Genomic DNA, 20,380 nt, shown 5'->3' on the forward strand with positions numbered 1-20,380 from the left:
GATCAACCTCCCTTCTTCAAATTGCTGCCTTTCAACAAATCGATCGCCTCTTGAAGGCATTGTTGCATAAATTCTCTTTCTTTCAGTTCAACTTCTGCATCCAATAATCCAATGAGTCTTTCAAAATTATCTATGATCAAGTCTGACTCGACATTTCGGCTCGTTAATACCTTTTCCAGCCATAATGTATATTCAAGAAACACCTGTCTATCGTTCAAACCATACGCCGTCTCCAAATGGTCGAGATGATGCATATTGTCTTTTTCGGTATGGTCAAATCCGCGTTCTCCAAAACGATCCCATAGGGTTGGATATGCTTCATATATTTGAATCGCGATGCTTTTGGCAATTTGCTTCTTTAAATCTTGCTTCATTCTGCCACCACCTCATACTGATGGACTTTTGGCACTATGCCGGCAAGCGCTTTGTCCGGATAATGCTTTTCGAGATCATGGATTTCCTTGAACTCATTGCTTCTTACCCATTCCATGTAGGCCTCTTTTGAATGCCATTCCAAGTGGACAGTCAATTCATTGCGTTTCTTTGTATTCTGGATCAGCCGGAAAGAATGGAATCCAGGAGCTTTATCTACTCGTCTTGAACGTTTGCGATAAATATCAATGAGGTCCTGAGTCTTCTCTTCAGGCACCACAACAGTGGATGTCACAATATACATCAGATTACCCCTTTGAAATAAAGTGTTAATATCCATTATAACCTTTCGTCTTTCGAATTAAAAGAAATCGCCCATTTGCCTATAAAGCGTTTAAATCTTAAAACGTTTTTTCCATTTAAAAGAATATTTTCACAATTTCTCTTGCAGTTTCTGGTGAGATGGTTTAAGCTTGAAGACATCGCAACATCCATAACTTCATATTATTTATTTCTTATCAAGAGAGACGGAGGGATTTGGCCCTTTGATGTCTCAGCAACCAGCCTGACGAAGGCCACGGTGCTAATTCCAAAAGGCATATGCCTTAAAGATGAGAAGAACGCGTTCCCTATAAAACGGGGCTTTCTTCTTGCTGAAGAAAGCCCCGTTTTTCTATGCATTAACCAGAACCGTTCTCTACAACTAATAGGAGGTTTTCATGATGGCAAATCATTTAGAGACTCGTTTTATCCATTCAACTGGCGTAGACAAAGAAACAGGGGCAGTCAACGTCCCTATTTACTTGTCCTCCACTTATCATCAGCCCAATATCGATGAGTTCGGACCATTCGACTACAGCCGTTCAGGCAATCCAACGCGTCAAAAATTAGAGGAAACGATTGCGAAACTCGAAAACGGCACCCGTGGATTTGCCTTTTCTTCCGGCATGGCTGCGATCTCCTCTGCTTTCATGCTTTTATCTGCCGGAGACCATGTTCTCGTTTCTGAAGATGTCTACGGCGGAACTTATCGTTTCGTCACAGAAGTGCTGAATAAATTCAATATCGACTACACATTCGTCAATATGACCGATCTCAGTGAGATGGCCGCTGCCATCCGCGAAAATACAAAAGTCATCTATATTGAAACGCCTTCTAACCCGGTGATGAACATCACAGATATTGAAATCGCAGCTAAACTTGCAAAAGCGAACGATTGTTTAACTTTTGTCGATAATACATTCATGACGCCTCTTTATCAAAACCCACTTGACCTTGGAGCAGACATCGTCTTGCATAGCGCTACAAAATTCCTTTCCGGCCATAGTGACATCATTGCCGGACTCGCTGTGACAAAAGACGAAGAGCTCGGCAGCCGGCTCGCTTTTATCCAAAACACATTCGGTTCGATTTTAGGGGCGCAAGATTCTTATTCACTTATCCAAGGCATTAAAACACTTGGTGCCCGTATGAAACAGTCGTCCGCATCAGCTCGAATTATTGCCGATTATTTGCATAGCCATCCCGTAGTAGAAGAAGTATATTACCCCGGTTTCCGTTTCCATCCGGGAAATCCGATACATGAACGCCAAGCACGTGGAGCAGGTGCAGTTCTGTCCCTGCGCCTCGCCGATAAAGCCGCAGCCAAAATTTTCGTCGACAGCTTGCAAATTCCGGTTTTCGCAGTATCGCTCGGGGCAGTTGAAACAATTCTTTCCTACCCAGCGACCATGTCTCATGCATCTATGCCAAAAGAACAGCGTGAGCAGCGAGGAATCACCGACGGTTTACTGCGATTGTCCGTTGGTTTGGAATATGCTGATGACTTGCTCGAAGATCTCGAACAAGCATTAAAAAAAGTACGCGAAGCTAGCCCACAACCTGTATTAACTAAATAAAGCAAGATACGAACCCGGACAGACATCAAGTTTTCTCATGCTTCTACACAACCTAAAAAGCCGTTCACCTTTACAAAAGATGAACGGCTTTCTTCTATATATTGTTATTCTCTGACAATAGCTGCAGTTAAATCATCTTTGTTTTCATTAACTTGATTTAGGCAAGCAGCATAGTTGGCAACGCCTGTTTCGATTGCCGCAGCAGCTACCGCTTTAGCAACTGCTGTAGCCACGCGCAGATCAAAAGGAGTTGGAATGACATAATCCTCGTGGAGTTCATCTTCTTCAATCAAATCGGCAATGGCTTCAACTGCTGCAATTTTCATCGCATCATTGATTTCACTGGCTTGCACGTCTAACGCCCCTCTGAATATGCCTGGGAAAGCTAATACATTATTCACTTGGTTTGGAAAATCCGACCGTCCTGTACCAATTACTTTGGCTCCTGCACGCTTAGCCTCATGCGGCAAGATTTCAGGATTCGGATTTGCCATCGCAAAAATAATGGGGCCTTCCGCCATGGTTCTCACCATTTCTTCAGTTAATGCACCTTCTGCAGAAACACCGATAAAAACATCCGCGCCGATAACGACCTCGTGGAGCAAACCTTCGTTGCGCTCGAAGTTGGTTATCTCTGCAACTTCTTCTTTAAACGGATTCATACCATAAGTTCGGCCTTTGAAAATCGCACCTTTTGTATCGCACATGATTACGTCGTTAAAGCCGAATTTACAAAGAAGCTTAACCACAGCAATTCCCGCAGCACCTGCCCCGTTAACGATGATTTTCGTCCCTGCAATCCCTTTTCCTATCAGCTTTAGCGCGTTAATCAAGCCGGCTAAAGTGACAATGGCGGTTCCATGCTGATCATCATGGAATACAGGTATATTCATTTCTTCTTTTAAACGCTGTTCTACGATAAAGCAAGTCGGTGCAGAGATATCCTCTAAATTCACACCGCCAAATCCAGGTTCCAATAATTTCACGGTCTGGATAATGGTTTCGGCATCTGTCGATCCAAGGCAAATTGGAAAAGCATCCACTCCAGCAAACTCTTTAAAAAGTACGGCTTTTCCTTCCATGACAGGCAAGGCAGCTTCAGGACCAATATTTCCGAGTCCAAGTACAGCGGTTCCATCTGTGACAACGGCTACTGTATTGCCTTTCATCGTGTAATCGTAGACTTTGGCGGGCTCCTGCGCTATTTCCTTGCACGGTTCGGCCACTCCAGGAGAATACGCAAGACTTAGATCGCGTCCATTTTCCACCGCCACTTTCGACCGTACTTCCAACTTCCCTTTATGCTGCAGATGCAATTGCAAAGAGTCATTTCTCAGATTCGACATCGCTTCATCTCCTTTAACACATAATGGTTCATTATAGAGTGATTTCTGGAAATTGAAAGTCTTTTTCGTAATATTCGGACTTTTGACTGAGAGTTTAAAAATTGAAAACGCTTTCTTTTCGGTATTTTGGATCACAAACAAAAAAGCCCCATTAGGAGCTTTTTAGCTTCATGTTAAGATTTTCATAAATGAAACGATTCATCGTAAATCGGTTTCATATGCAAATCGAATTTGCCTTTTACTTCCTCAATATCGTAAATGTTTCCGGGAACTTCACCTTTTTCGATTTTATCAATATGCGTCTTTACAAGATCGGCAAAATATTTTCCGCAAGCGACGTCATTGGGGTATTGCGCTTTTACTCTTTCCACAAGTTCTTCACTCATAATTTCCTTAAAGGCATAATACAAGGCTGCATTTATAAGCGTCAATGAATCTTTGCCAGCATACGAAACGAAATAATAATTGCCATACCGGTCTTTTAACAAATCCCTTTTCGCTACAACTTCCATTTCATCCACTCTCCTTATGTCCTTTGTGATTCCATACCCTTAGCCCTTCTTCAAAAAACGTTTACCCCTAGATTCTCAATCGGAGTAAGCTTTTCCTCCATAGAAAAAGCCAGTGGCACTTGCCACTGGCTCCTTTGTATTATTTACACGGAAATCAATCCGCCAAATAACGATATCAGCAGTAAACTGACCATCCCGACGGAAATGGCTGCGATAAATCCGATATAGAATGGCTTAATGCCCATTCCTTTAAATACTTTCAAATTCGTACCAAGCCCTACTGCTGCCATCGCTAGGCCGAGCATGTAAGTAGAACCGAACGAACTCCAAAAACTATAGAAACTTTCCCAAGTACCCGGATCCCATATTCCAAAAGCCGAGCCGGAAGAAGCCATTGTAGAATCACCGATTGTCCGCAACAATGACAAGAATAAAAATCCTAAAATAAACAATGGGAATAATTTATACCATTTCGGCAATTGGGCTGCCTGTCCATTTTCTTTGTTGTTCCGGTAGAACAAGAACGAAACAAACGGGATGACTGCAATGATAAAAACATTGCGGGTCAGTTTGGTGATGGTTGCAACATCTACCACTGTTGATGAATTATATAATTGATCGTATATTAAGGCTGCACCTGTGACTTGCGCAGTGTCATGGATAGCCGTTCCAAGGAATAACCCGGCTTTTATCGGCTCATCCGCGAAAAAAGCATTGGCCAAGTACGGATAAAAAAGCATGCCAAGCAAACCGAAAATCGTGATATTGGCGACTGCATAAGAAATCTCATTTTCCTTCGCTTTAATGACGGGTGCTGTCGCCATAATGGCTGTAACGCCGCAAATCCCGGTGCCTGTAGCGATTAAAGTCCCTAATCGCTTGGATTGATTCATTTTTGCTGTAAAAAATAATGTGACAAAAAGTCCTACGGAAATACATGCCACAATGAGCGGCAATCCCCATGCCCCTAATTTTAAAGCTTCGGTCATGCTCAGACGCAAACCAAGCAAAATAATTCCCGCACGCAATGCATATTTAAGGGCAAAACTGATTCCTTTAGCAAATGCATCCGGCAAACCGATAAGATTGCGGATCAGGATTCCGAGAACGATGGCTACAAAAATGCCTGATATCGGGCTAGCACCGCCTTCCGGTAAAATTCCCGCAGCCTGCAATCCGATGCCAATCCAATCCGCACCGATGATTCCTGCCATCATGACAATAAAACAAAGCACTAAACCTGGAATCAGGCGGAGAATAGATGCTTTCTTACCATTTTCAACCATAATACTTCTGCTCCTCATCTCTAACTAGTCTTTTTCTATCGTAACATTTCCAAAGCATTTCGGGGAACGAACAGGCTTCTGAAGCACACCATGAAAAAAGAACAGGAATTTCTTCCTGTCCCACCTTTGAAATCATACTTTAATTAGCCAGTTTATTAATGATGAGCTGAAAATCTTCGTCCATATTTTTAGGCATTTCTTCAACCACCCGGATATTAAATTTCATATCCTGGCTGAATGCAGACTGCAAGTTTTGATGAATCGTTTTGGAGAGTTCATTTGTATAGGTTTCCCCGGCTTCCACAAACACTTCAATCTCTTCCTTTTTATGCTGGACAAATTGCATTTTCTTTACACTTTCGGAAAACGCAATGTCGGTTTCATCCAACTGAGGCAATTGCACTTTTATATTATCCGCTATGGTTAAACAGCTTGAATCGGATTCTTTGCGGCATTCAATGATGGGCTGAGACGATCCACATGTACAATTTGCAGCCCCATTATTCAGCTCAGCATATACCCCAGTTTTACAACGGATGATCGGCGTTCCGTAGCTCATAAAATTGGTGACAATCATTTCCCCGTCTTCAGCCAATTCAATGATACCGGCTCTTGGGTGGATGTGAAACTTTCCTGTTGAGCATTCGGACATGATCGGAAATTCGTAAGAAGGGACAAAATAAGTGCGCACGGGACAGGTAAAAGCTTTTTCGATTTCTATTTGCTGAGCCGGTTCCATCAACCCACCTTGCAGAAAGATTGCTTGCGGCGAGAATGCCAGTTTCTCCTTTGTTTCGTTCAAAAAAATGGCAAGCTTATATAAGATCGGAGAAGTTCCAGTGATAAAGGCAGGTTGAAATTCATTCAGGTTTCGTATATACAATTCGGCATTCTCTTGTGTGCAATGATAGTTCGAATATAACCGAATATTTTCCGGACGGTTATCCCGCCAATAGGCTTTCTTTTGCTGAGCTTTTGGAACAATCTTTCTGGAAGTAAAAATCGCTTGTTTCATTGCCCTGGAGGCTCCACCATCCTGCTGTTTGTAAAAATCCATAAACGCATTGCGCTTTTGAATATCTTCTTTTGTGAGCAGAAACTTCAGCGGAACCCCTTCTCGGTCAATTTCGTGGGCAACGGCAGCAGCCGCGCCCTCTACTGCATGCATCTGATGAATATGCTGTTGAATGGCTTCTCTGTCCAGTAAGGGAAGTTTCGGCAAATCACCGATTCCCTGAATCGCCTTTAACTCAATCCCTTGATAAATCTTCCGATAGAATGGGCTCTGCCCGATTGAATGCTCCAGCAGTCTGCGAAATTCATTCCACCGGGCTTCTTCTCCACGTTCAACATTTGTTTTGGACATAAGTTCGCGCATCAAGGCCGCATAAGTATCCCCATATCGCTCTTCTTTCACCTTTTTGTTTTCAACGCTTATATAAAGATTTTGGAAGTATATCGGCAAATGATTATAGATAATCGATAAGAAATTTTGCAATGCACTTCCTCCTTTGCTACTGATGGTAGTCCTCATAATATTGGTTATTCTCCAATTCATGATTGTTTAAGATAACACCTAAAATAGTGGCTTTTGAGGAGATTAATGCCTCTTTTGCTTTCACGATTCTTTTTTTATCGGTTTTCCCGCTGCTCACTACCAAAACGGTGCCATCGCATTTGTTGGCTAAAATCTTCGAATCTGCAATGGTCAAAATAGACGGCGAATCGAAAATGATGACATCGTAATATTTTTTCATTTCCGTCATTAATTGTTCCAAAGCGGCAGTTCCTAAAAGTTCTGCAGGATTGGACGGGACATGGCCACATGGAAGTACTTCCAAGCCGACAATGCCAGTTCGCTTAACCGTATCCAGAAGTTCGCCTTTTTTCAGAAGCAAGCTCGAAAAACCATTGCGGCTTGCAATACCGAAAAAATGATGGACTGAGGGCCTGCGCATATTCCCATCCACCAATAGAACTTTTTTGCCCGATTCTGCGTAGACAATGGCTATATTCAAAGCAGTTGTGGTCTTCCCTTCCCCATTCTCAGCGGAAGTGAATAGAATGGTTCTTACATTCGAATGCGGCATCGTAAAATTCAAGTTTGTGCGTATGCTTCTATATTGCTCAGCAGCAAGCGAATTCGTTTTTGGTATTTCAATCGGCTTACTCCCGCTTGCCCGCTTCGTTTTCTTTTGAATCCCCATCGGGTGCCAACTCCTCCGTACTGCAAGATTTCCGCTCGCCTTTCTTAAACGAGCAGTTCCTCTTGGCAAACATCGTTTGCTTGAATGTCATTGAAGCTTCAATTCATGTTATGGGCGAATTTATAGCCGAACCCTCGAATGGTGCGGATATAAATTGGATTAGCAGGATCTTTTTCGACTTTTCTTCTCAGGTTGCTAATATGGACCTTTACCGTTTGAAGTTCGCCAGCGGAATAATAGCCCCATATTTGGTTATATAGCTGTTCAGCTGTCCAAACCCGATTCGGTTGTTGGGCCAGCAATAAGAGCAGCTGAAACTCTTTGTGATTTAAGTGAATAGGGTTGCCACCTATATACACTTGCCTTGCATCTGCATGAATATGTAAATCCCCGTAACGAAGTACTGTTAAATCGACCGTTTCCTGCGTCCATCCCGTTCTTCTTAAAACAGCTCGGATTCTTGCTTCCAGCTCGTTGAAATCAAAAGGCTTTGTAATGAAATCATCTCCGCCTGCATCTAGGCTTTGAATTTTGAAAGACAACTCTTTCCGATAACTGATGAAAAGGATAGGCAGCCTTGAACGGGAACGAATTTTTGCACAGACTTCCAAGCTATTGATGCCTGGCATTTCCGCATCCAATAAAATCAAATCCGGTTCTCTTATTTTAAGAAGTTCAATGACTTCAGAACCTTCGTTTACCTCTATGACTTTATATCCTTTCTCCTTTAAAAACGTATGGATCAACTCCCGTACCCACTTTTCCTCTTGGATTACCATGACTGTCGCGCTTATCATCCCTTTTCCTCCTATCCGAAATCCGCCAGACCGGTAATATCTAAATCATTCTAGTTTAATTAATAAAATATTCAGAAATTATAGAATCACCAATATTCCATTTTATGGACCGAGTGTAGGTTTATTCGTACAAAAATCATACCATTTTTATCATTAAAAAAGTATATTAATTTTTCGGAAAATTCAAATAAAACTATTGACCTAATTAAGAAATCGGTTTACCCTATAAAAAAGAACCTTAGTGGTTCAAATGTCTCTCATTCCTTTTCTTAGAAATTTCCTAAAAGGAGAATGCAAATGGCTAATTATCCTGTAAAGCCTAAAAAGAAAAGATACACAAAGTGGCTTTTGATTGCTCTCGCTTCTTTCGTCCTTGTAATATCCCTTGGCCTGATGGCTTTGTTTCCAAAAGCTACAAGTACCTTAGACGAAATTCACGAACCTTTAACCCGCCAAGTATCAGCTAAGCGGCCTGAAAAGATTGTATTAGAAGAGAAAGAACCGCTGTCCATCTTGCTGCTGGGGGTTGATGAGCGGGAAAATGATAAAGGGAGATCGGACACGATTGTGGTTCTTACGGTTAACCCCTCTGCCCAGTCGATTAAAATGGTCAGTATTCCAAGAGACACTTATACCGAAATAGCGGATATGGGCAGATACGATAAAATTAATCATGCATTCGCTTTCGGTGGTGCCGAAATGTCTTTGGAAACGGTAGAACAGTTATTGGATATTCCCATCGACTATGTGATGCAAATCAATATGGAAGGTTTTAAAGACATTATTGATGCTCTTGACGGAATCACCGTCAACAATGAATTTGCTTTCGATGGATTTAGCGAAGGTGAAATTTTACTGAGCGGCGAAGATGCCTTAGACTTTGTTCGAATGAGAAAAGAAGATCCTGATGGTGATTTTGGAAGGCAGAATCGCCAAAAGCAAGTTTTGAAAAGTGTTTTAGCAAAAACCGCTTCCGCCAATACCCTTTTCAATTATTCCAAAATCATGGATGCTCTAGGAGACAACGTTAAAACCAATATGAGCTTTTCAGAGATGATGGATGTTCAAAGCAATTACCGTTCAGCCATCAACTCCATTGAACAGCTCAATTTTGAAAGAGGCAGCGGAGAAATAATGAATGGCATTTGGTATTACCGAATGGATGACGGAGAACTTACGGAAGTACAAAATCTTTTAAAAGAACATCTAGAGATGGAATAAAAATAAGCAAGGCTTCTGCTGTTCGCAGAGCCTTGCTTATAATTGGTTTATTGTGGGTTAGCTTTATTCAACCTTGCCATTTGTTATAAGATCACCTTGGTTACTTTTTCGGAGCAAGCTCCACCGCTTGTCGCAGAGCTTCTACTAAACTCTTTTCATCGGCAATTCCAGTGCCAGCAATATCAAAAGCTGTGCCGTGATCAACACTTGTACGGATAATCGGCAAACCTACAGTAATATTCACTCCTGCTTCCAAACCGAGAACTTTGACAGGCGCATGCCCCTGGTCATGGTACATCGCAACCACTATATCAAAATCGCCTCGCACCGTGCGGAAAAACAAAGTGTCAGCCGGCAATGGCCCTTGAACGTTGATGCCTTGGGCTATTGCTTTTTCTACTGCCGGTATCACCTTCTCTTCCTCTTCGCCATAACCGAATAATCCATTTTCCCCTGCATGTGGATTAATTCCACAGACTGCAATTTTCGGGTTTTCAATTCCTGCTTTCGTCAACGTTTCATGAGCCAATTGAATAACATGAAGCACACGTTCCGGATTTATCATTTTAATCGCATCAACAATGCCTACATGAGTAGTCACATGAATTACTTTTAAATTTGGCGCAGAAAGCATCATCGAATAGTCTTTCGTTCCGGTCAATTCTGCTAAAATTTCCGTATGGCCAGGATAGCGATGACCGCCTTTTTGCAATGCTTCTTTATTTAGCGGAGCTGTACATATTGCGTCAATTTCCTTGTCATTTGCTAAGTTGATAGCTTTTGACAAATATTGAAATGCCGCATCTCCCGCTGCGGCTGATACTTCTCCAATTGGCAGATCAATTGGCAATAACTTTAAGTCTAAGCAATCAATCGTATCTTTTTCAAATTTAGCTTCAGAAGGATGCGATATGCGGTTTATGATTTTAGTACTGCCTGTATATTGTTTAGCACGTTCTAAAATGTCGGCATCTCCAATAACGAATGAATGGCTTGTTTCGAATACGATGTCATGCTCGAAACTCTTCAAGATAATTTCTGGCCCTACTCCAGCTGCATCCCCCATCGTAATGCCTATAACCGGTTTAGTTGTCTGCATCTAATCCTGCTCCCTTCAGATAATTCACTGTGTTCGATAATGATTCGGCAACTCCGAACCCTCCCGCTTTTGTAACGACAATCAGTTCTTTTCCATTTCTGCTCACCCGGCCAAGAGGTAATCCAGCCTCTACTTCAAAACGCAATTCCAGATCGTAAATCCCCAATACATTGCAAATGTCTTTGGCAGTGTCTCCGCCCGTCATTACGAGAGCATTAAATGCTGACAAACCCATAGCTTCTTGTACAAGATGGCCCAATCCTTTTGAAATTCCTTTAGCCGTTTGATTTGCAGAATGGCCATGGATGGTTGCCCACTCTTTTACTTTATCGCGATTCTGTTGGTAAGCGCCAACGTAAATAACTGCACTGTCCCACCCATCTTCACGTTTCAATGATTCAAGCATGGCAACTGGCTCTTGAGAATTTTCAAGCAGCATGATTGGATCTATCTCGATCATTTTAGTGCGCGATCGCTTTTTTAAAATTTCTATTTGCTCTCGAGTTTGAGCGGATAAGCTCCCCGATATAACAAGAACTTTTTCGATTGGCACCTCAAGAACGCGGTGAATTGGCTTTCATCTCCAAACTCTCCGTATAGATGATTAATCATACCAGCTGATCCAGCCCAGCCCAGGTTCAAATTTAGGTTTTTTTCAATATTTGCCAGTAAAGCGAAATCAGCTTCTTCCTTAACATCACAAACGATCCATTGAACACCTTTCGCTACTTGATCAAGCACCCATTTCTCAGGATGATCTCCATGCAGCTGTTCTGTTTTCAACACAGCAATATCAACGTTTTCACGAGCTACTAAATCGGGAATGTAACTATGCCGAACTGGCGTTTTAGGGTCTCGTCCAAACTCTGTATCGGCTACAGGTACGCCGTTTACATATAAAATACCATTTTCCACCGTTCTTCCCATGCTAGGAAAGGCGGGTGCAATAAGTATGACATCCACTTCCGCGGCATCTTGCATGGCTTTGAGTTCTGCAGAAACAGATCCTCTTAGAGTCGAATCCACTTTTTTATAAAACTGGCTGACTCCACGGGCTTTAAGCTGGTTAATCTCTTTTACAACCGTTTCATAAGCCTCGTTCTCTTCCATTGCCCGGCTATTCGTATCTACAATCCAGACATCAATCTCGTTATTCGGCCTAGCAATTTCGTTTTCAACATTTGCCAAGACGACTCGGGATTTAAGTCCTTTTTGAGCGAGCCTAACCCCCGAATCATTAGCTCCTGTAAAATCATCTGCAATGATGCCAATCTGAGTTGCCAAATTCCGCCACTCCTTTAAACTTCTTTTTTTATCAAATCTCCATTATCAAACAAATAGCCTTTTTTTTCGAGTCTCTTCACTAAAAATGCAACATAAAGCGGCAATAGAATCGCTGTTGTTACAGTCGATGCCGCTACTTGTACAGTGGCAATATCCACAACTGAAGCAAACCCGGTGCTTGCTGCTGCAATGGCGGCAGGTGTTGCTACAGCATTTCCGGCTGTCGATCCTTCCGCTGCCCCGACAATCGGATTCCATTTTAATGCTTTAAATACAAAATAACCTGCAGTACCCGTTATAAATACCGTCATTAAACCGAGTGCAATTCCTCCAAGTCCCCCTTCAATAATCGCTTTAAAGTTAATGCCCATCCCCAAAGCGAAAGCAAAGAACGGAATTAGCATAGAACTGCCCTGATCTAAGAAAGAACGCATATCTTCATCCAAATTTCCGATGATCATCCCAATCACAATCGGCAATAATACAGCGATAAAAGAAATCGGAGAAAATAGGCCATCTACAAAGCCCATAGCGCCAAAGATTGTCAATGCTACCATCGTTAAGAATGGCCCGTCATTCAATGCTAGTAATGAATAGGCAGCCCGATCCTCTTTGTTTCCATATTGGCCAACTAAAGCAACGAAAAGACCGCCATTGCTATTCGTCATTGCAGCAATGACTGCAATTGGTGCAATACCTAGCCACAATCCATTATCACCAGCCAGCATATAGGCAATCAACCCAAAAATTGCGCCGACCACCCATTTAGTTGTCAGCAATGTGGCTCCTTTTGCCAACGAAACGCCAAACGTTTTAACATTTATTTGTGCACCTGTACAAAGCAAGAAAAGTGCAATCAATGCATTTGCGCTATCAACAAAAAGAGCCTGCGTGAAACCGCCAATACGTAATAAATCTGGTGCCAATGTGTTGATTATAGCCGCCAACAACAATGGAACAACCATCATACCCCCTGGAATACGTTCAAGTGTCGCTTTAATCTTCATCCTATACCCCTCTTTTCTATAAATATAAAACTATGCGAATTTTTCATGAGTAATCGCTTTCATTTGTAACTATAAAAAGAATTGTATAATAAAGCAACAGTATTTATATAATATCTTTCTTATTTCATAAAATAGTTTAAAAATGCAACACTTTAGATAAAAAAACACAAACTCATTTATTGAGTTTGCGCCATAAAGTTGCCCGGTTTATTCCTAAACGTTGAGCAGTTTTAGTTTGATTGAAGTCTTCTTCTTTAAGAACCTGTTCAATAATTTGCTGTTCAATTTCTTTTAAGCTCTGGTTTCCATAGGAAATTTTCGGTTCTTTTGAAGAACACGCGGAATGAAAAGGGATACTTAGCAAAGTCGTTTTTTCGATAACATAATCTTTCTCGACTAAGGCTAATTTTTTCACATACATTTTTAAATCCATCAAATTTCCTGGCCATTCGGTTTGCTTGAGTTGATCCATTGCATCTTCACGGACTTTTATCGCTTGTGTACCCAAGCTTTGATGGAATTCCAATAGAAATTGGCGAACCAAAAAAGGGACGTCTTCTTTTCTTTCAGCTAAGGAAGGTAAAATAATCCGCATCGCATCGGATATTCCTGTTTCCATTAAGAATTCATTGCTGATTTTTGTACCAGCAAATATAACCTGAACGTTTTTTCCCTGCGCCCATGAAACTGCAGAACGCACAGAAACTATCTGATCATCGGTAGTTTTGCTTTTCAACTCTATCAACAGTGTGGATGCTTCCTCTATGTCAAAACGTGGGGGGAAAGTTTCAAATTCTTCCAACGAAAGATGGATAATCGCTCCGCTTTTTTGATGGAAATGATGGAGGTACCGCACAATTTCTTTTTTTCCAGTTCCTATTTCCCCTTCTAGCAACAGGGCTTCTTTGGCCATGGCAGGCTCTTCAATCAGTTTTTTTATGCCTTTCATCACTGGACTCTCGGTTACGAGAGAAGGAAGTAATGAAATATGCTCCAAATGCATCCCTGGAATAACCGCTTTATAATTTTCAGGATGTTTTAAAGCGTAGATAAACACATCGCCATCGCGGTCTTTCATTCGATCTGCTTGTATTTCAACTAACACTCCATTTTTATCAGCCATTTTAACAATAGTCTTTTCTTTCTCTAGAACTTGTTGATGAATTTCCTGTAGAGCAGCCGAAGAGAGAGGCGATTCGCTAAATGAAACCCAATTCTCAAATAGAACCCGTCCATCTTTTGAGAGAATCACTATATCCTGTTTTTTTATCTTCAAAAGGTTGCGCATCACTCGGAGTAATTGTTGGCTATCTTTTTGCGACTTAAATATTCTTTTCGCTTCTTGAAAAGATTCCAATATCGATTCTTTCCCCGATTGGAGCAGTAAGCCATTCATTCCTAGCTTTCCAGCCGCTTCAACGGTTACCACATCTCCAAGAACACTCCTGTAGCCCTCTTCTTTTAATTTTAGCAAGACCGCTTCTACTTCTGTCGCTTCTTTAAGCGTTACAACTTCCATTTCAATATCCAATAGACTCACGATAGAAGCTGCCCCTAAAGTAATATTCGAAAAACCGACTAAAGCTTTTTTTCGTCTGAGTAGCCGTTGGCGAGCATAATTGAACGCAATAAATCATAACCCGATATGTGGACATCAATAACTGGTACAGATACAGCTTCGCGAACTAAGTTCGCTGTACCGCCACGGCTAATTAAAATATCGATTCCTTGCTTTTCCATGGCCAGCGCATAATTGACACCCGCTTCCAGATTCCCGACTTGCACAATGATATCAAAATCATCGTTGCCCTTATTTAATTCCTCAATTAGCGGAACCATCGCCACATATGGCGAAATAAATCCTAATCTGATTTTTCTCATTGCGGCAGCCTCCATTTTAAGAACTCTTTTGCCATTATATCAAGCTGTTGAAAACCAGCAATAAAAAACGAATAGAAAAAGCCATCCTGCTAAAAACAGGATGGCACAAGGTAAGGCACACATAACATAAAGTTAGTGTATCAAATCGTTTTAGGGGATTCAAGGTATAATTGTGGTTATTTCTAAAAATTTTCTGTCAAATTATTCCTTGCCATCTTAAAATTACCTCTGCAATTAATGCAGATCCTAAAAAGGTTCCAAGGAAGACAGCAAAAGCGACGATTACACTTCGGAATCCGAGCTTTTTAAAATCTGCCCAGTTTGAACCGATGGATATTCCAGCGTACGCCAGAATAGGCGTTGCTAGTGCTAAGATGCTTATTTTCTCGGTCCATTCAACGAATAATGCCGATCCCGGAAACATAGGTAAAGATATGGCGATTGCTATCAACCCGATATAGCCGACTGCCGGGATATTTACAGGGATAATTTTTTCAAGCACCAAGCCAATCACGCTGACAGCTACAAGCAAAAGCATACCTGGCACCGCTTCCCATGGCAGGACGCCATAACCAAGCCAGTTGCCGAAAAGAGCCGAAAATCCGAACACAACCAAAACGAGTATCCATTCAGTAATTGTTTTAAGCATTCGGCTTGCCCCCCTCTTCTTTTAAGCGGTCTTTTTTATCTTTTCTTCTTGTCATGATTTCATACAGCTTCTCAGTCAGCGGCAAGCCGATAAAGATACTTACATATAGTCCGGTAGATAACGAAAGAAGATTGCTTGCACCGGCAAAGGCGACAATTTGATCTTCCATCTCCGGAAATGCAGCGATCAACGAACCACTAGCAGCAGCCATCATACTCCCGCTTCCTACACCGGATGCCATCGCAAAAGATAAAGGATGAAGCGGTGTAGCTGTAGCTAATAAACCAGATATTAAACCTAAAAAAGCTGCACCAAAAACGGTGCCGAAAATATAGATGGCCATAACACCGCGTCCCTCGGGCGACTCAAAACCGAATTTATTGACAATGAGCCCTACGTTCGGCTCACGTGCTATGGAATGGGTCATCCCCACAGCTTCCCTTTTGAATCCAAGCCACACTGCTAACGGCAAGGCTAAAAAGATCGTCCCTAAATTCCCAAGTTCCTGAAGTAAAAGAGCCGGCCCTGCCGCGATTATCGCTTCAATCTGCGGTCCAATCGTAAACCCGATTTTAGCAATCAGCAACGTAACCCCTAATACAATCAGCGGTTCCGCATTCTTGGAATTCTTTTCATTGATCATGGGTGTAAAATACAACCCTAGTCCGATGAAAAATGCATACAGCATAGGCAATAGCAAAATGACGCCTGGCCCTAAACTGATGCTGAACTGCCCGATAGCTTCCGTAATGCATACTAATATAAAGACAACGCCGTGCAGCCGCCAGTCTTTAAGCACAGTCAACAGATCTTTTTTCTCCATATTCCCGCCTGCCTTCTCTATGTAATCGCGGTTTTTAAAAAACCACCTTCCACTAGTCTAACTGTTTTTTCAGACAATTTATACTGAATTTTAATTTTTATTCTATTTTATTTATTTTTATTCAAATCTTTTTTTCTTATTATAAAGCTATTACGGAAATAAAAAACCGCTAAAAGCTTATGCTTTTAACGGTTTAGCTGAAAATTATTTTTTCCGGAGTTTTTCGCTTCGTATAATGCATGATCTGCATTTTTCAGGACATCAGAAGGATTGAAAGCCTCTGCAGAAGCAATGTGAATTCCAATACTCGTCGTAATCTTTAAATCAGTGTCCCATGCATTCCAGGATAATTCCATAGATTGGCGAATAAGCCCCGCTTTTTCCATAACCTCTTCAGGAGAAATCGGGCCTTTATAAAGAATGACAAACTCATCTCCACCGAGCCTTGCTGCTAAGTCACCTTCCCCAATGTTTCGGGTTAACCTTTGCGCAAATTCCTGGATGACCTGGTCCCCAACTTCATGGCCCCATTCGTCATTAATTACTTTAAAATCATCGATGTCTAATATCATTACGGCAAATTCTTCATTTTGCTCAATTTTTCTAAACATGGCTTCTTTGAGCATCCTGCGGTTTGGCAATCCGGTCAAAGAATCGTGGTAAGCGAAAAATTCAAGTTTGGATTCATACTCTTTTTGCTTCGAAATATCGCGCAAGATCAAGACTTTATGAATAAACTCCCCATCTTTATCGAATACTGGCGTACCCAAGAGCTCAGACCAAACCCAGCCTCTTGTCTTATGTTGGACACGCAATTGCATTTTACAGAGCTTGCCGGTTAAAATCGATTCTGTAAGTTTTCTGTCTAACTCTTCATTGTCTTCTGGATGGATAAGCGAAAGAAGGGCTTGGGCTTCGATTTCTTCTCTAGTCGATCCGTACACATTTAAACACGAAGGGGAGATATACATAAATTGACCACTATTATTCAATAACACGATAACATCGTGCGCATTTTCCGCGATAATTTGAAAGAGATTTTCACTTTCAGCAAACTTTCCGGCCATTTTGTCGAGCTCAGTCATATCTTTCAAAATGGCATATATCCCTACTCTATTGCCGCCGACAATAATTGGGACGAGTTTGAGCAAACAATTCACCTCATTGCCGGCGCTTGTTAAAAATCGGATGCGGCTATCTTCTAACGGCGTCGACAGCGCTTGTTCCAAGTAAAGCCGGAATCTTTCAGGATCATCTGCTGCTACATAATCCAGAAAACGGTTTTCTTTCAATTCATCGATAATGAATCCAGTCAGTTTCGACGCCGTTTGGTTCCCTTCCAAGATCCGGCCTTCCAAATCGAGAGTAAACACAGCATCCGTATTATTTTCATAAAGTGAGCTGTATCTTGAACGGCTTTCTTCTAAATGCCTCCATGTTTCACTGGCTTTCTGTTCTGCTTTTTTTCTTTTGTCACGTCTTTTACAAATGCAGAGATATGCGTGCATTCCTGTTGATCATTTAAAAGTGGCGTCAAGGCAATTTGGTAAAAGTGAATTTCACCGGAACTCAATTTATACGCATCTTCGAATTCCATTTTTTCTCCACTTTCGACTACTTGTTGATAATGGCTTTCCAAGTATTCCCCCATTTCAGAAGAGTGCACTTCACGCATATTCTTTCCAATGGCACTTGCATCGAATCCAATTTGTTTTATCGCTTCTTGATTAAAAAATTCATAAAAGAAATTCCCGCAGCCATCCACTTTTACGATGAACACCATCTCTTGTGTACTATCCATTAATACCCGTTCGATCAAAAGCTCCTCAGTTGCCCCCACAGCCTTGTTCCTCCCTAATCTTCATTCAATCGCAAATTGATACTGCTTGCGCAGATACTTCTCTTCAAAATTCTCTACTGTTAAAGGTTTATCAAAGTAATAACCTTGAAAATGGATGCAATCGTGTTTCTTTAAAAAAGCCACTTCCTCAACCCGTTCCACGCCTTCAGCGAGCAATTCGCATTCAATGCTTTTGGCTAAATGAATAAGTGATGTTAGCACCGCTTCCGACTTTTTGTCTTCTCCTATTTTTTGAACAAAAAATTTATCGAGTTTTATTTTATTGATTGGAAATTGAGTCAAATAAGCGATCATCGAAAAACCTGTACCAAAATCATCTATGGCGATGGAAATGCCTTTTGATTTGCAAAGCTGCAAGTTTTCCAAGGTACAGTCGGAGTAGGTCAATTCAGCCTGTTCTGTAATTTCAATTTCAATCAGTTCCGGTTTTATTTCGTAGCGGTCAATCAATGCAAAGAATTCTTTGAAGAATTCCGGATTGGCGAGTAATGACGGCGTCATGTTAATCGCTGTCTTTAAGTTCCACCCAAAACGCAATTGCCAATCCTTCAATTGGGTAAAAACTTCGTTTAATAGATGCGTTGTCAATGCGACAATCGTCGAAGACTGTTCAGCGACTTGGATAAATTCCAAAGGCGACAGTTCACCTAATTCCGGATGATTCCATCTGGAGAGAATTTCAACCCCCGTAATACTTCCGGTAACTCCATCAATTTGAGGCTGAAGCGTGAAATAATAGCCAAGGCCATTCAAATTTTCGAGCAGCCCTTTTTCAATTATAAGTTTTCTTTCCCGTTCTGAATTCATTTCTTTCCGATAAAATCGGAAACTTGTTTCTTTTGTTTTTTTGGCTTCGAACATCGCCGTTTCAGCGAAGGAAAGCACTTCACCTAGATTTTTTGAATCATAAGGAAAACAGGCAATTCCGATACTGGCTGTGATATTGACGGATTGTTGGTTTTCCAGCAGAAAAGGATGCATGAAAATCTCTTTCAGTTTCTCCGCGAAATCCTCAAGTTTCTCTTTGCCTTGCGGCTGGCGAACCACTATAAATTCATCCCCGTCTAACCGTCCAACTTTGCAATTCGGATCGGCCAATTCTTTTAATTTCGCAGCAACAGAAACAAGAACTTTATCGCCAGAATTGAAATTATGCATGGCGTTCACAATTTTTAAATTATCGAGATTGACAAAAAACAATGTGAACTTTGTTCTGCTGTGGATTAAGGAATTCGCCAGTTCGGACATTGCTCTGCGATTCGGCAAACCGGTCAAGAAATCGGTATATGCATATTCCCAAAGCTTTTCTTCATTTATTTTTCGTTCATTGATATTCTGAAAATATAAAGCTATTCCTCCACTTGCCAATGGATAGGCGTTCAGACGGAACCAAGTCGTTAGCGGTGCATAATATTCTTCAAAATGAACAGTGGCTCCTTGATGGATCACTTTGTCAAACTCCTTCTGGAATTTCGAACCGACAGCTTCAGGAAATAAATTCCACCAGTTCATTCCGACATTTTCTTCACGAGGGCATTTTAATACTTCTTCGCCATATGCATTCAGGTAATGGATTTTGTAATTCTCATCCAATAGCGCGAAACCTTCTGCCATATTTTCGAGCACATTTTCTGCGGTGATGGCCTGGATGCTATGAAGGTTTACCAGCCTCAGTGAAATAACCGTTCCCTTTGAATTTTCATTCAAGGTTTTCATCGGACGCGCTTTGATCGAGAACCATTGCAGTGAATTGTCTTTTAATATGACCGGTATCATATCTAAATATTCCTTTAGTTCTTTATCTATGACTTTTTGCAGCGTCTTTAATTCGTCGCCTTTCCCAAAGTCCTCGATAAAGGAAAAAAAGTTTCCGTTAGTCTTCCAGTATTTCTCGATTAATCCATGTTCTTTCCCAAACTCATTCCATCCTTCGATATTTCGAATAATCGATCCAGTTTCGTCAAGAATGAGAACGAGTTCTTTGTTAGGTTCAGTCAATTCCCTTAAGGTTTTTTTATCGTTCTCCATCTTTTAACACCGCCTTCACACATCTTGAAAAATCAAATATATACTTTATTAATAGTTATTATATACTAATTTTAAATAATTTATTGGATTATTTTTCCTATAATAAATA

The 20,380-nt window shown here is 41.2% G+C and carries 21 protein-coding genes and 1 riboswitch; of the genes, 2 read left to right on the forward strand and 19 right to left on the reverse strand.

Features of this window, described 5'->3' with window-relative positions; translation table 11 throughout:
* Positions 1–2: 2 nt before the first annotated feature.
* Positions 3–374, reverse strand: a complete 372-nt coding sequence (locus L0M13_RS12690; RefSeq protein WP_235196843.1) for a hypothetical protein — start codon at positions 372–374, stop codon at positions 3–5.
* Positions 371–676, reverse strand: coding sequence for an antibiotic biosynthesis monooxygenase family protein (locus L0M13_RS12695; RefSeq protein WP_235196844.1), 306 nt, complete (start codon positions 674–676; stop codon positions 371–373). Before L0M13_RS12695 ends, L0M13_RS12690 begins: the two co-directional genes overlap by 4 nt.
* 208 nt (positions 677–884) lie before the next feature.
* Positions 885–990, forward strand: a riboswitch (SAM riboswitch).
* A gap of 104 nt (positions 991–1,094) precedes the next feature.
* On the opposite strand from L0M13_RS12695, the gene L0M13_RS12700 reads away from it, so the two are divergent.
* Positions 1,095–2,270 carry an aminotransferase class I/II-fold pyridoxal phosphate-dependent enzyme gene (locus L0M13_RS12700; RefSeq protein ID WP_235196845.1) on the forward strand — a complete coding sequence of 392 codons (1,176 nt, stop codon included), beginning with the start codon at positions 1,095–1,097 and terminating at the stop codon, positions 2,268–2,270.
* A 104-nt stretch (positions 2,271–2,374) separates the two neighbouring features.
* On the opposite strand, the gene L0M13_RS12705 is transcribed toward L0M13_RS12700, so the two are convergent.
* The 6 genes from L0M13_RS12705 to L0M13_RS12730 all read right to left on the reverse strand — a co-directional run bounded on the left by L0M13_RS12705 (position 2,375) and on the right by L0M13_RS12730 (position 8,418).
* On the reverse strand, positions 2,375–3,616 hold the full coding sequence (locus L0M13_RS12705; protein ID WP_397443485.1) for an NADP-dependent malic enzyme: 1,242 nt from the start codon (positions 3,614–3,616) through the stop codon (positions 2,375–2,377).
* A gap of 182 nt (positions 3,617–3,798) precedes the next feature.
* Positions 3,799–4,128, reverse strand: coding sequence for a hypothetical protein (locus tag L0M13_RS12710; protein WP_235196847.1), 330 nt, complete (start codon positions 4,126–4,128; stop codon positions 3,799–3,801).
* 143 nt (positions 4,129–4,271) lie between these two features.
* Positions 4,272–5,414: a YeiH family protein gene (locus L0M13_RS12715; RefSeq protein WP_235196848.1), complete on the reverse strand. Its 1,143-nt coding sequence runs from the start codon at positions 5,412–5,414 to the stop codon at positions 4,272–4,274.
* Positions 5,415–5,553: 139 nt separating this feature from the next.
* Positions 5,554–6,912, reverse strand: a complete 1,359-nt coding sequence (locus tag L0M13_RS12720; protein ID WP_235196849.1) for a phenylacetate--CoA ligase family protein — start codon at positions 6,910–6,912, stop codon at positions 5,554–5,556.
* A 16-nt stretch (positions 6,913–6,928) separates the two neighbouring features.
* Entirely contained in the window at positions 6,929–7,621 is a 693-nt protein-coding gene (locus L0M13_RS12725) for a CpsD/CapB family tyrosine-protein kinase (RefSeq protein WP_235196850.1), read from the reverse strand.
* 98 nt (positions 7,622–7,719) lie between these two features.
* Entirely contained in the window at positions 7,720–8,418 is a 699-nt protein-coding gene (locus L0M13_RS12730) for a response regulator transcription factor (RefSeq protein WP_235196851.1), read from the reverse strand.
* A 297-nt stretch (positions 8,419–8,715) separates the two neighbouring features.
* Here L0M13_RS12730 and L0M13_RS12735 point away from each other — a divergent pair, with 297 nt between their 5' ends.
* The gene (locus L0M13_RS12735) at positions 8,716–9,639 is read left to right on the forward strand and encodes an LCP family glycopolymer transferase (protein ID WP_235196852.1); all 924 of its coding nucleotides are present in this window, start codon (positions 8,716–8,718) and stop codon (positions 9,637–9,639) included.
* 100 nt (positions 9,640–9,739) lie between these two features.
* Here L0M13_RS12735 and pdxA read toward each other — a convergent pair whose 3' ends face one another.
* The 11 genes from pdxA to L0M13_RS12790 all read right to left on the reverse strand — a co-directional run bounded on the left by pdxA (position 9,740) and on the right by L0M13_RS12790 (position 20,271).
* Positions 9,740–10,738 (reverse strand): 4-hydroxythreonine-4-phosphate dehydrogenase PdxA, encoded by a 999-nt coding sequence (gene pdxA / locus L0M13_RS12740; RefSeq protein ID WP_235196853.1) that lies wholly within the window; start codon positions 10,736–10,738, stop codon positions 9,740–9,742.
* Complete coding sequence (locus L0M13_RS12745) at positions 10,725–11,291, reverse strand: nucleotide-binding domain containing protein (RefSeq protein ID WP_235196854.1); 567 nt, start codon at positions 11,289–11,291, stop codon at positions 10,725–10,727. The genes pdxA and L0M13_RS12745 overlap by 14 nt, the downstream gene beginning before the upstream one ends.
* Positions 11,228–12,022, reverse strand: a complete 795-nt coding sequence (locus L0M13_RS12750) for a four-carbon acid sugar kinase family protein (protein ID WP_235196855.1) — start codon at positions 12,020–12,022, stop codon at positions 11,228–11,230. The genes L0M13_RS12745 and L0M13_RS12750 overlap by 64 nt, the downstream gene beginning before the upstream one ends.
* A 14-nt stretch (positions 12,023–12,036) precedes the next feature.
* Complete coding sequence (locus tag L0M13_RS12755; protein ID WP_235196856.1) at positions 12,037–13,029, reverse strand: 2-keto-3-deoxygluconate permease; 993 nt, start codon at positions 13,027–13,029, stop codon at positions 12,037–12,039.
* A 172-nt stretch (positions 13,030–13,201) separates the two neighbouring features.
* Positions 13,202–14,569 carry a PrpR N-terminal domain-containing protein gene (locus tag L0M13_RS12760; protein ID WP_235196858.1) on the reverse strand — a complete coding sequence of 456 codons (1,368 nt, stop codon included), beginning with the start codon at positions 14,567–14,569 and terminating at the stop codon, positions 13,202–13,204.
* Positions 14,570–14,607: 38 nt separating this feature from the next.
* Positions 14,608–14,910, reverse strand: coding sequence for a PrpR N-terminal domain-containing protein (locus L0M13_RS12765; protein WP_235196859.1), 303 nt, complete (start codon positions 14,908–14,910; stop codon positions 14,608–14,610).
* A 196-nt stretch (positions 14,911–15,106) separates the two neighbouring features.
* Positions 15,107–15,559, reverse strand: a complete 453-nt coding sequence (locus L0M13_RS12770) for a hypothetical protein (RefSeq protein ID WP_235196860.1) — start codon at positions 15,557–15,559, stop codon at positions 15,107–15,109.
* The gene (locus L0M13_RS12775) at positions 15,552–16,382 is read right to left on the reverse strand and encodes a DUF3100 domain-containing protein (RefSeq protein WP_235196861.1); all 831 of its coding nucleotides are present in this window, start codon (positions 16,380–16,382) and stop codon (positions 15,552–15,554) included. The genes L0M13_RS12770 and L0M13_RS12775 overlap by 8 nt, the downstream gene beginning before the upstream one ends.
* 185 nt (positions 16,383–16,567) lie before the next feature.
* Positions 16,568–17,890 (reverse strand): sensor domain-containing protein, encoded by a 1,323-nt coding sequence (locus tag L0M13_RS12780; RefSeq protein ID WP_235196862.1) that lies wholly within the window; start codon positions 17,888–17,890, stop codon positions 16,568–16,570.
* Positions 17,806–18,222 (reverse strand): PAS domain-containing protein, encoded by a 417-nt coding sequence (locus L0M13_RS12785; protein ID WP_235196863.1) that lies wholly within the window; start codon positions 18,220–18,222, stop codon positions 17,806–17,808. The genes L0M13_RS12780 and L0M13_RS12785 overlap by 85 nt, the downstream gene beginning before the upstream one ends.
* A gap of 21 nt (positions 18,223–18,243) precedes the next feature.
* Positions 18,244–20,271 (reverse strand): bifunctional diguanylate cyclase/phosphodiesterase, encoded by a 2,028-nt coding sequence (locus tag L0M13_RS12790; protein ID WP_235196864.1) that lies wholly within the window; start codon positions 20,269–20,271, stop codon positions 18,244–18,246.
* Between the last annotated feature and the right edge of the window lie 109 nt (positions 20,272–20,380).

The sequence above is a fragment of the Planococcus sp. 107-1 genome, assembly GCF_021513255.1.
Taxonomy (GTDB): Bacteria; Bacillota; Bacilli; order Bacillales_A; family Planococcaceae; genus Planococcus.

Bases quoted from the DNA above. Each gene is read 5' to 3' on its own strand.
- L0M13_RS12690 (WP_235196843.1), bottom strand. From the start codon at position 374: ATGAAGCAAGATTTAAAGAAGCAAATTGCCAAAAGCATCGCGATTCAA.
- L0M13_RS12695 (WP_235196844.1), bottom strand. From the start codon at position 676: ATGTATATTGTGACATCCACTGTTGTGGTGCCTGAAGAGAAGACTCAG.
- L0M13_RS12700 (WP_235196845.1), top strand. From the start codon at position 1,095: ATGGCAAATCATTTAGAGACTCGTTTTATCCATTCAACTGGCGTAGAC.
- L0M13_RS12705 (WP_397443485.1), bottom strand. From the start codon at position 3,616: ATGTCGAATCTGAGAAATGACTCTTTGCAATTGCATCTGCAGCATAAA.
- L0M13_RS12710 (WP_235196847.1), bottom strand. From the start codon at position 4,128: ATGGAAGTTGTAGCGAAAAGGGATTTGTTAAAAGACCGGTATGGCAAT.
- L0M13_RS12715 (WP_235196848.1), bottom strand. From the start codon at position 5,414: ATGGTTGAAAATGGTAAGAAAGCATCTATTCTCCGCCTGATTCCAGGT.
- L0M13_RS12725 (WP_235196850.1), bottom strand. From the start codon at position 7,621: ATGGGGATTCAAAAGAAAACGAAGCGGGCAAGCGGGAGTAAGCCGATT.
- L0M13_RS12730 (WP_235196851.1), bottom strand. From the start codon at position 8,418: ATGATAAGCGCGACAGTCATGGTAATCCAAGAGGAAAAGTGGGTACGG.
- L0M13_RS12735 (WP_235196852.1), top strand. From the start codon at position 8,716: ATGGCTAATTATCCTGTAAAGCCTAAAAAGAAAAGATACACAAAGTGG.
- pdxA (WP_235196853.1), bottom strand. From the start codon at position 10,738: ATGCAGACAACTAAACCGGTTATAGGCATTACGATGGGGGATGCAGCT.
- L0M13_RS12755 (WP_235196856.1), bottom strand. From the start codon at position 13,029: ATGAAGATTAAAGCGACACTTGAACGTATTCCAGGGGGTATGATGGTT.
- L0M13_RS12765 (WP_235196859.1), bottom strand. From the start codon at position 14,910: ATGAGAAAAATCAGATTAGGATTTATTTCGCCATATGTGGCGATGGTT.
- L0M13_RS12770 (WP_235196860.1), bottom strand. From the start codon at position 15,559: ATGCTTAAAACAATTACTGAATGGATACTCGTTTTGGTTGTGTTCGGA.
- L0M13_RS12775 (WP_235196861.1), bottom strand. From the start codon at position 16,382: ATGGAGAAAAAAGATCTGTTGACTGTGCTTAAAGACTGGCGGCTGCAC.
- L0M13_RS12780 (WP_235196862.1), bottom strand. From the start codon at position 17,890: ATGCACGCATATCTCTGCATTTGTAAAAGACGTGACAAAAGAAAAAAA.
- L0M13_RS12790 (WP_235196864.1), bottom strand. From the start codon at position 20,271: ATGGAGAACGATAAAAAAACCTTAAGGGAATTGACTGAACCTAACAAA.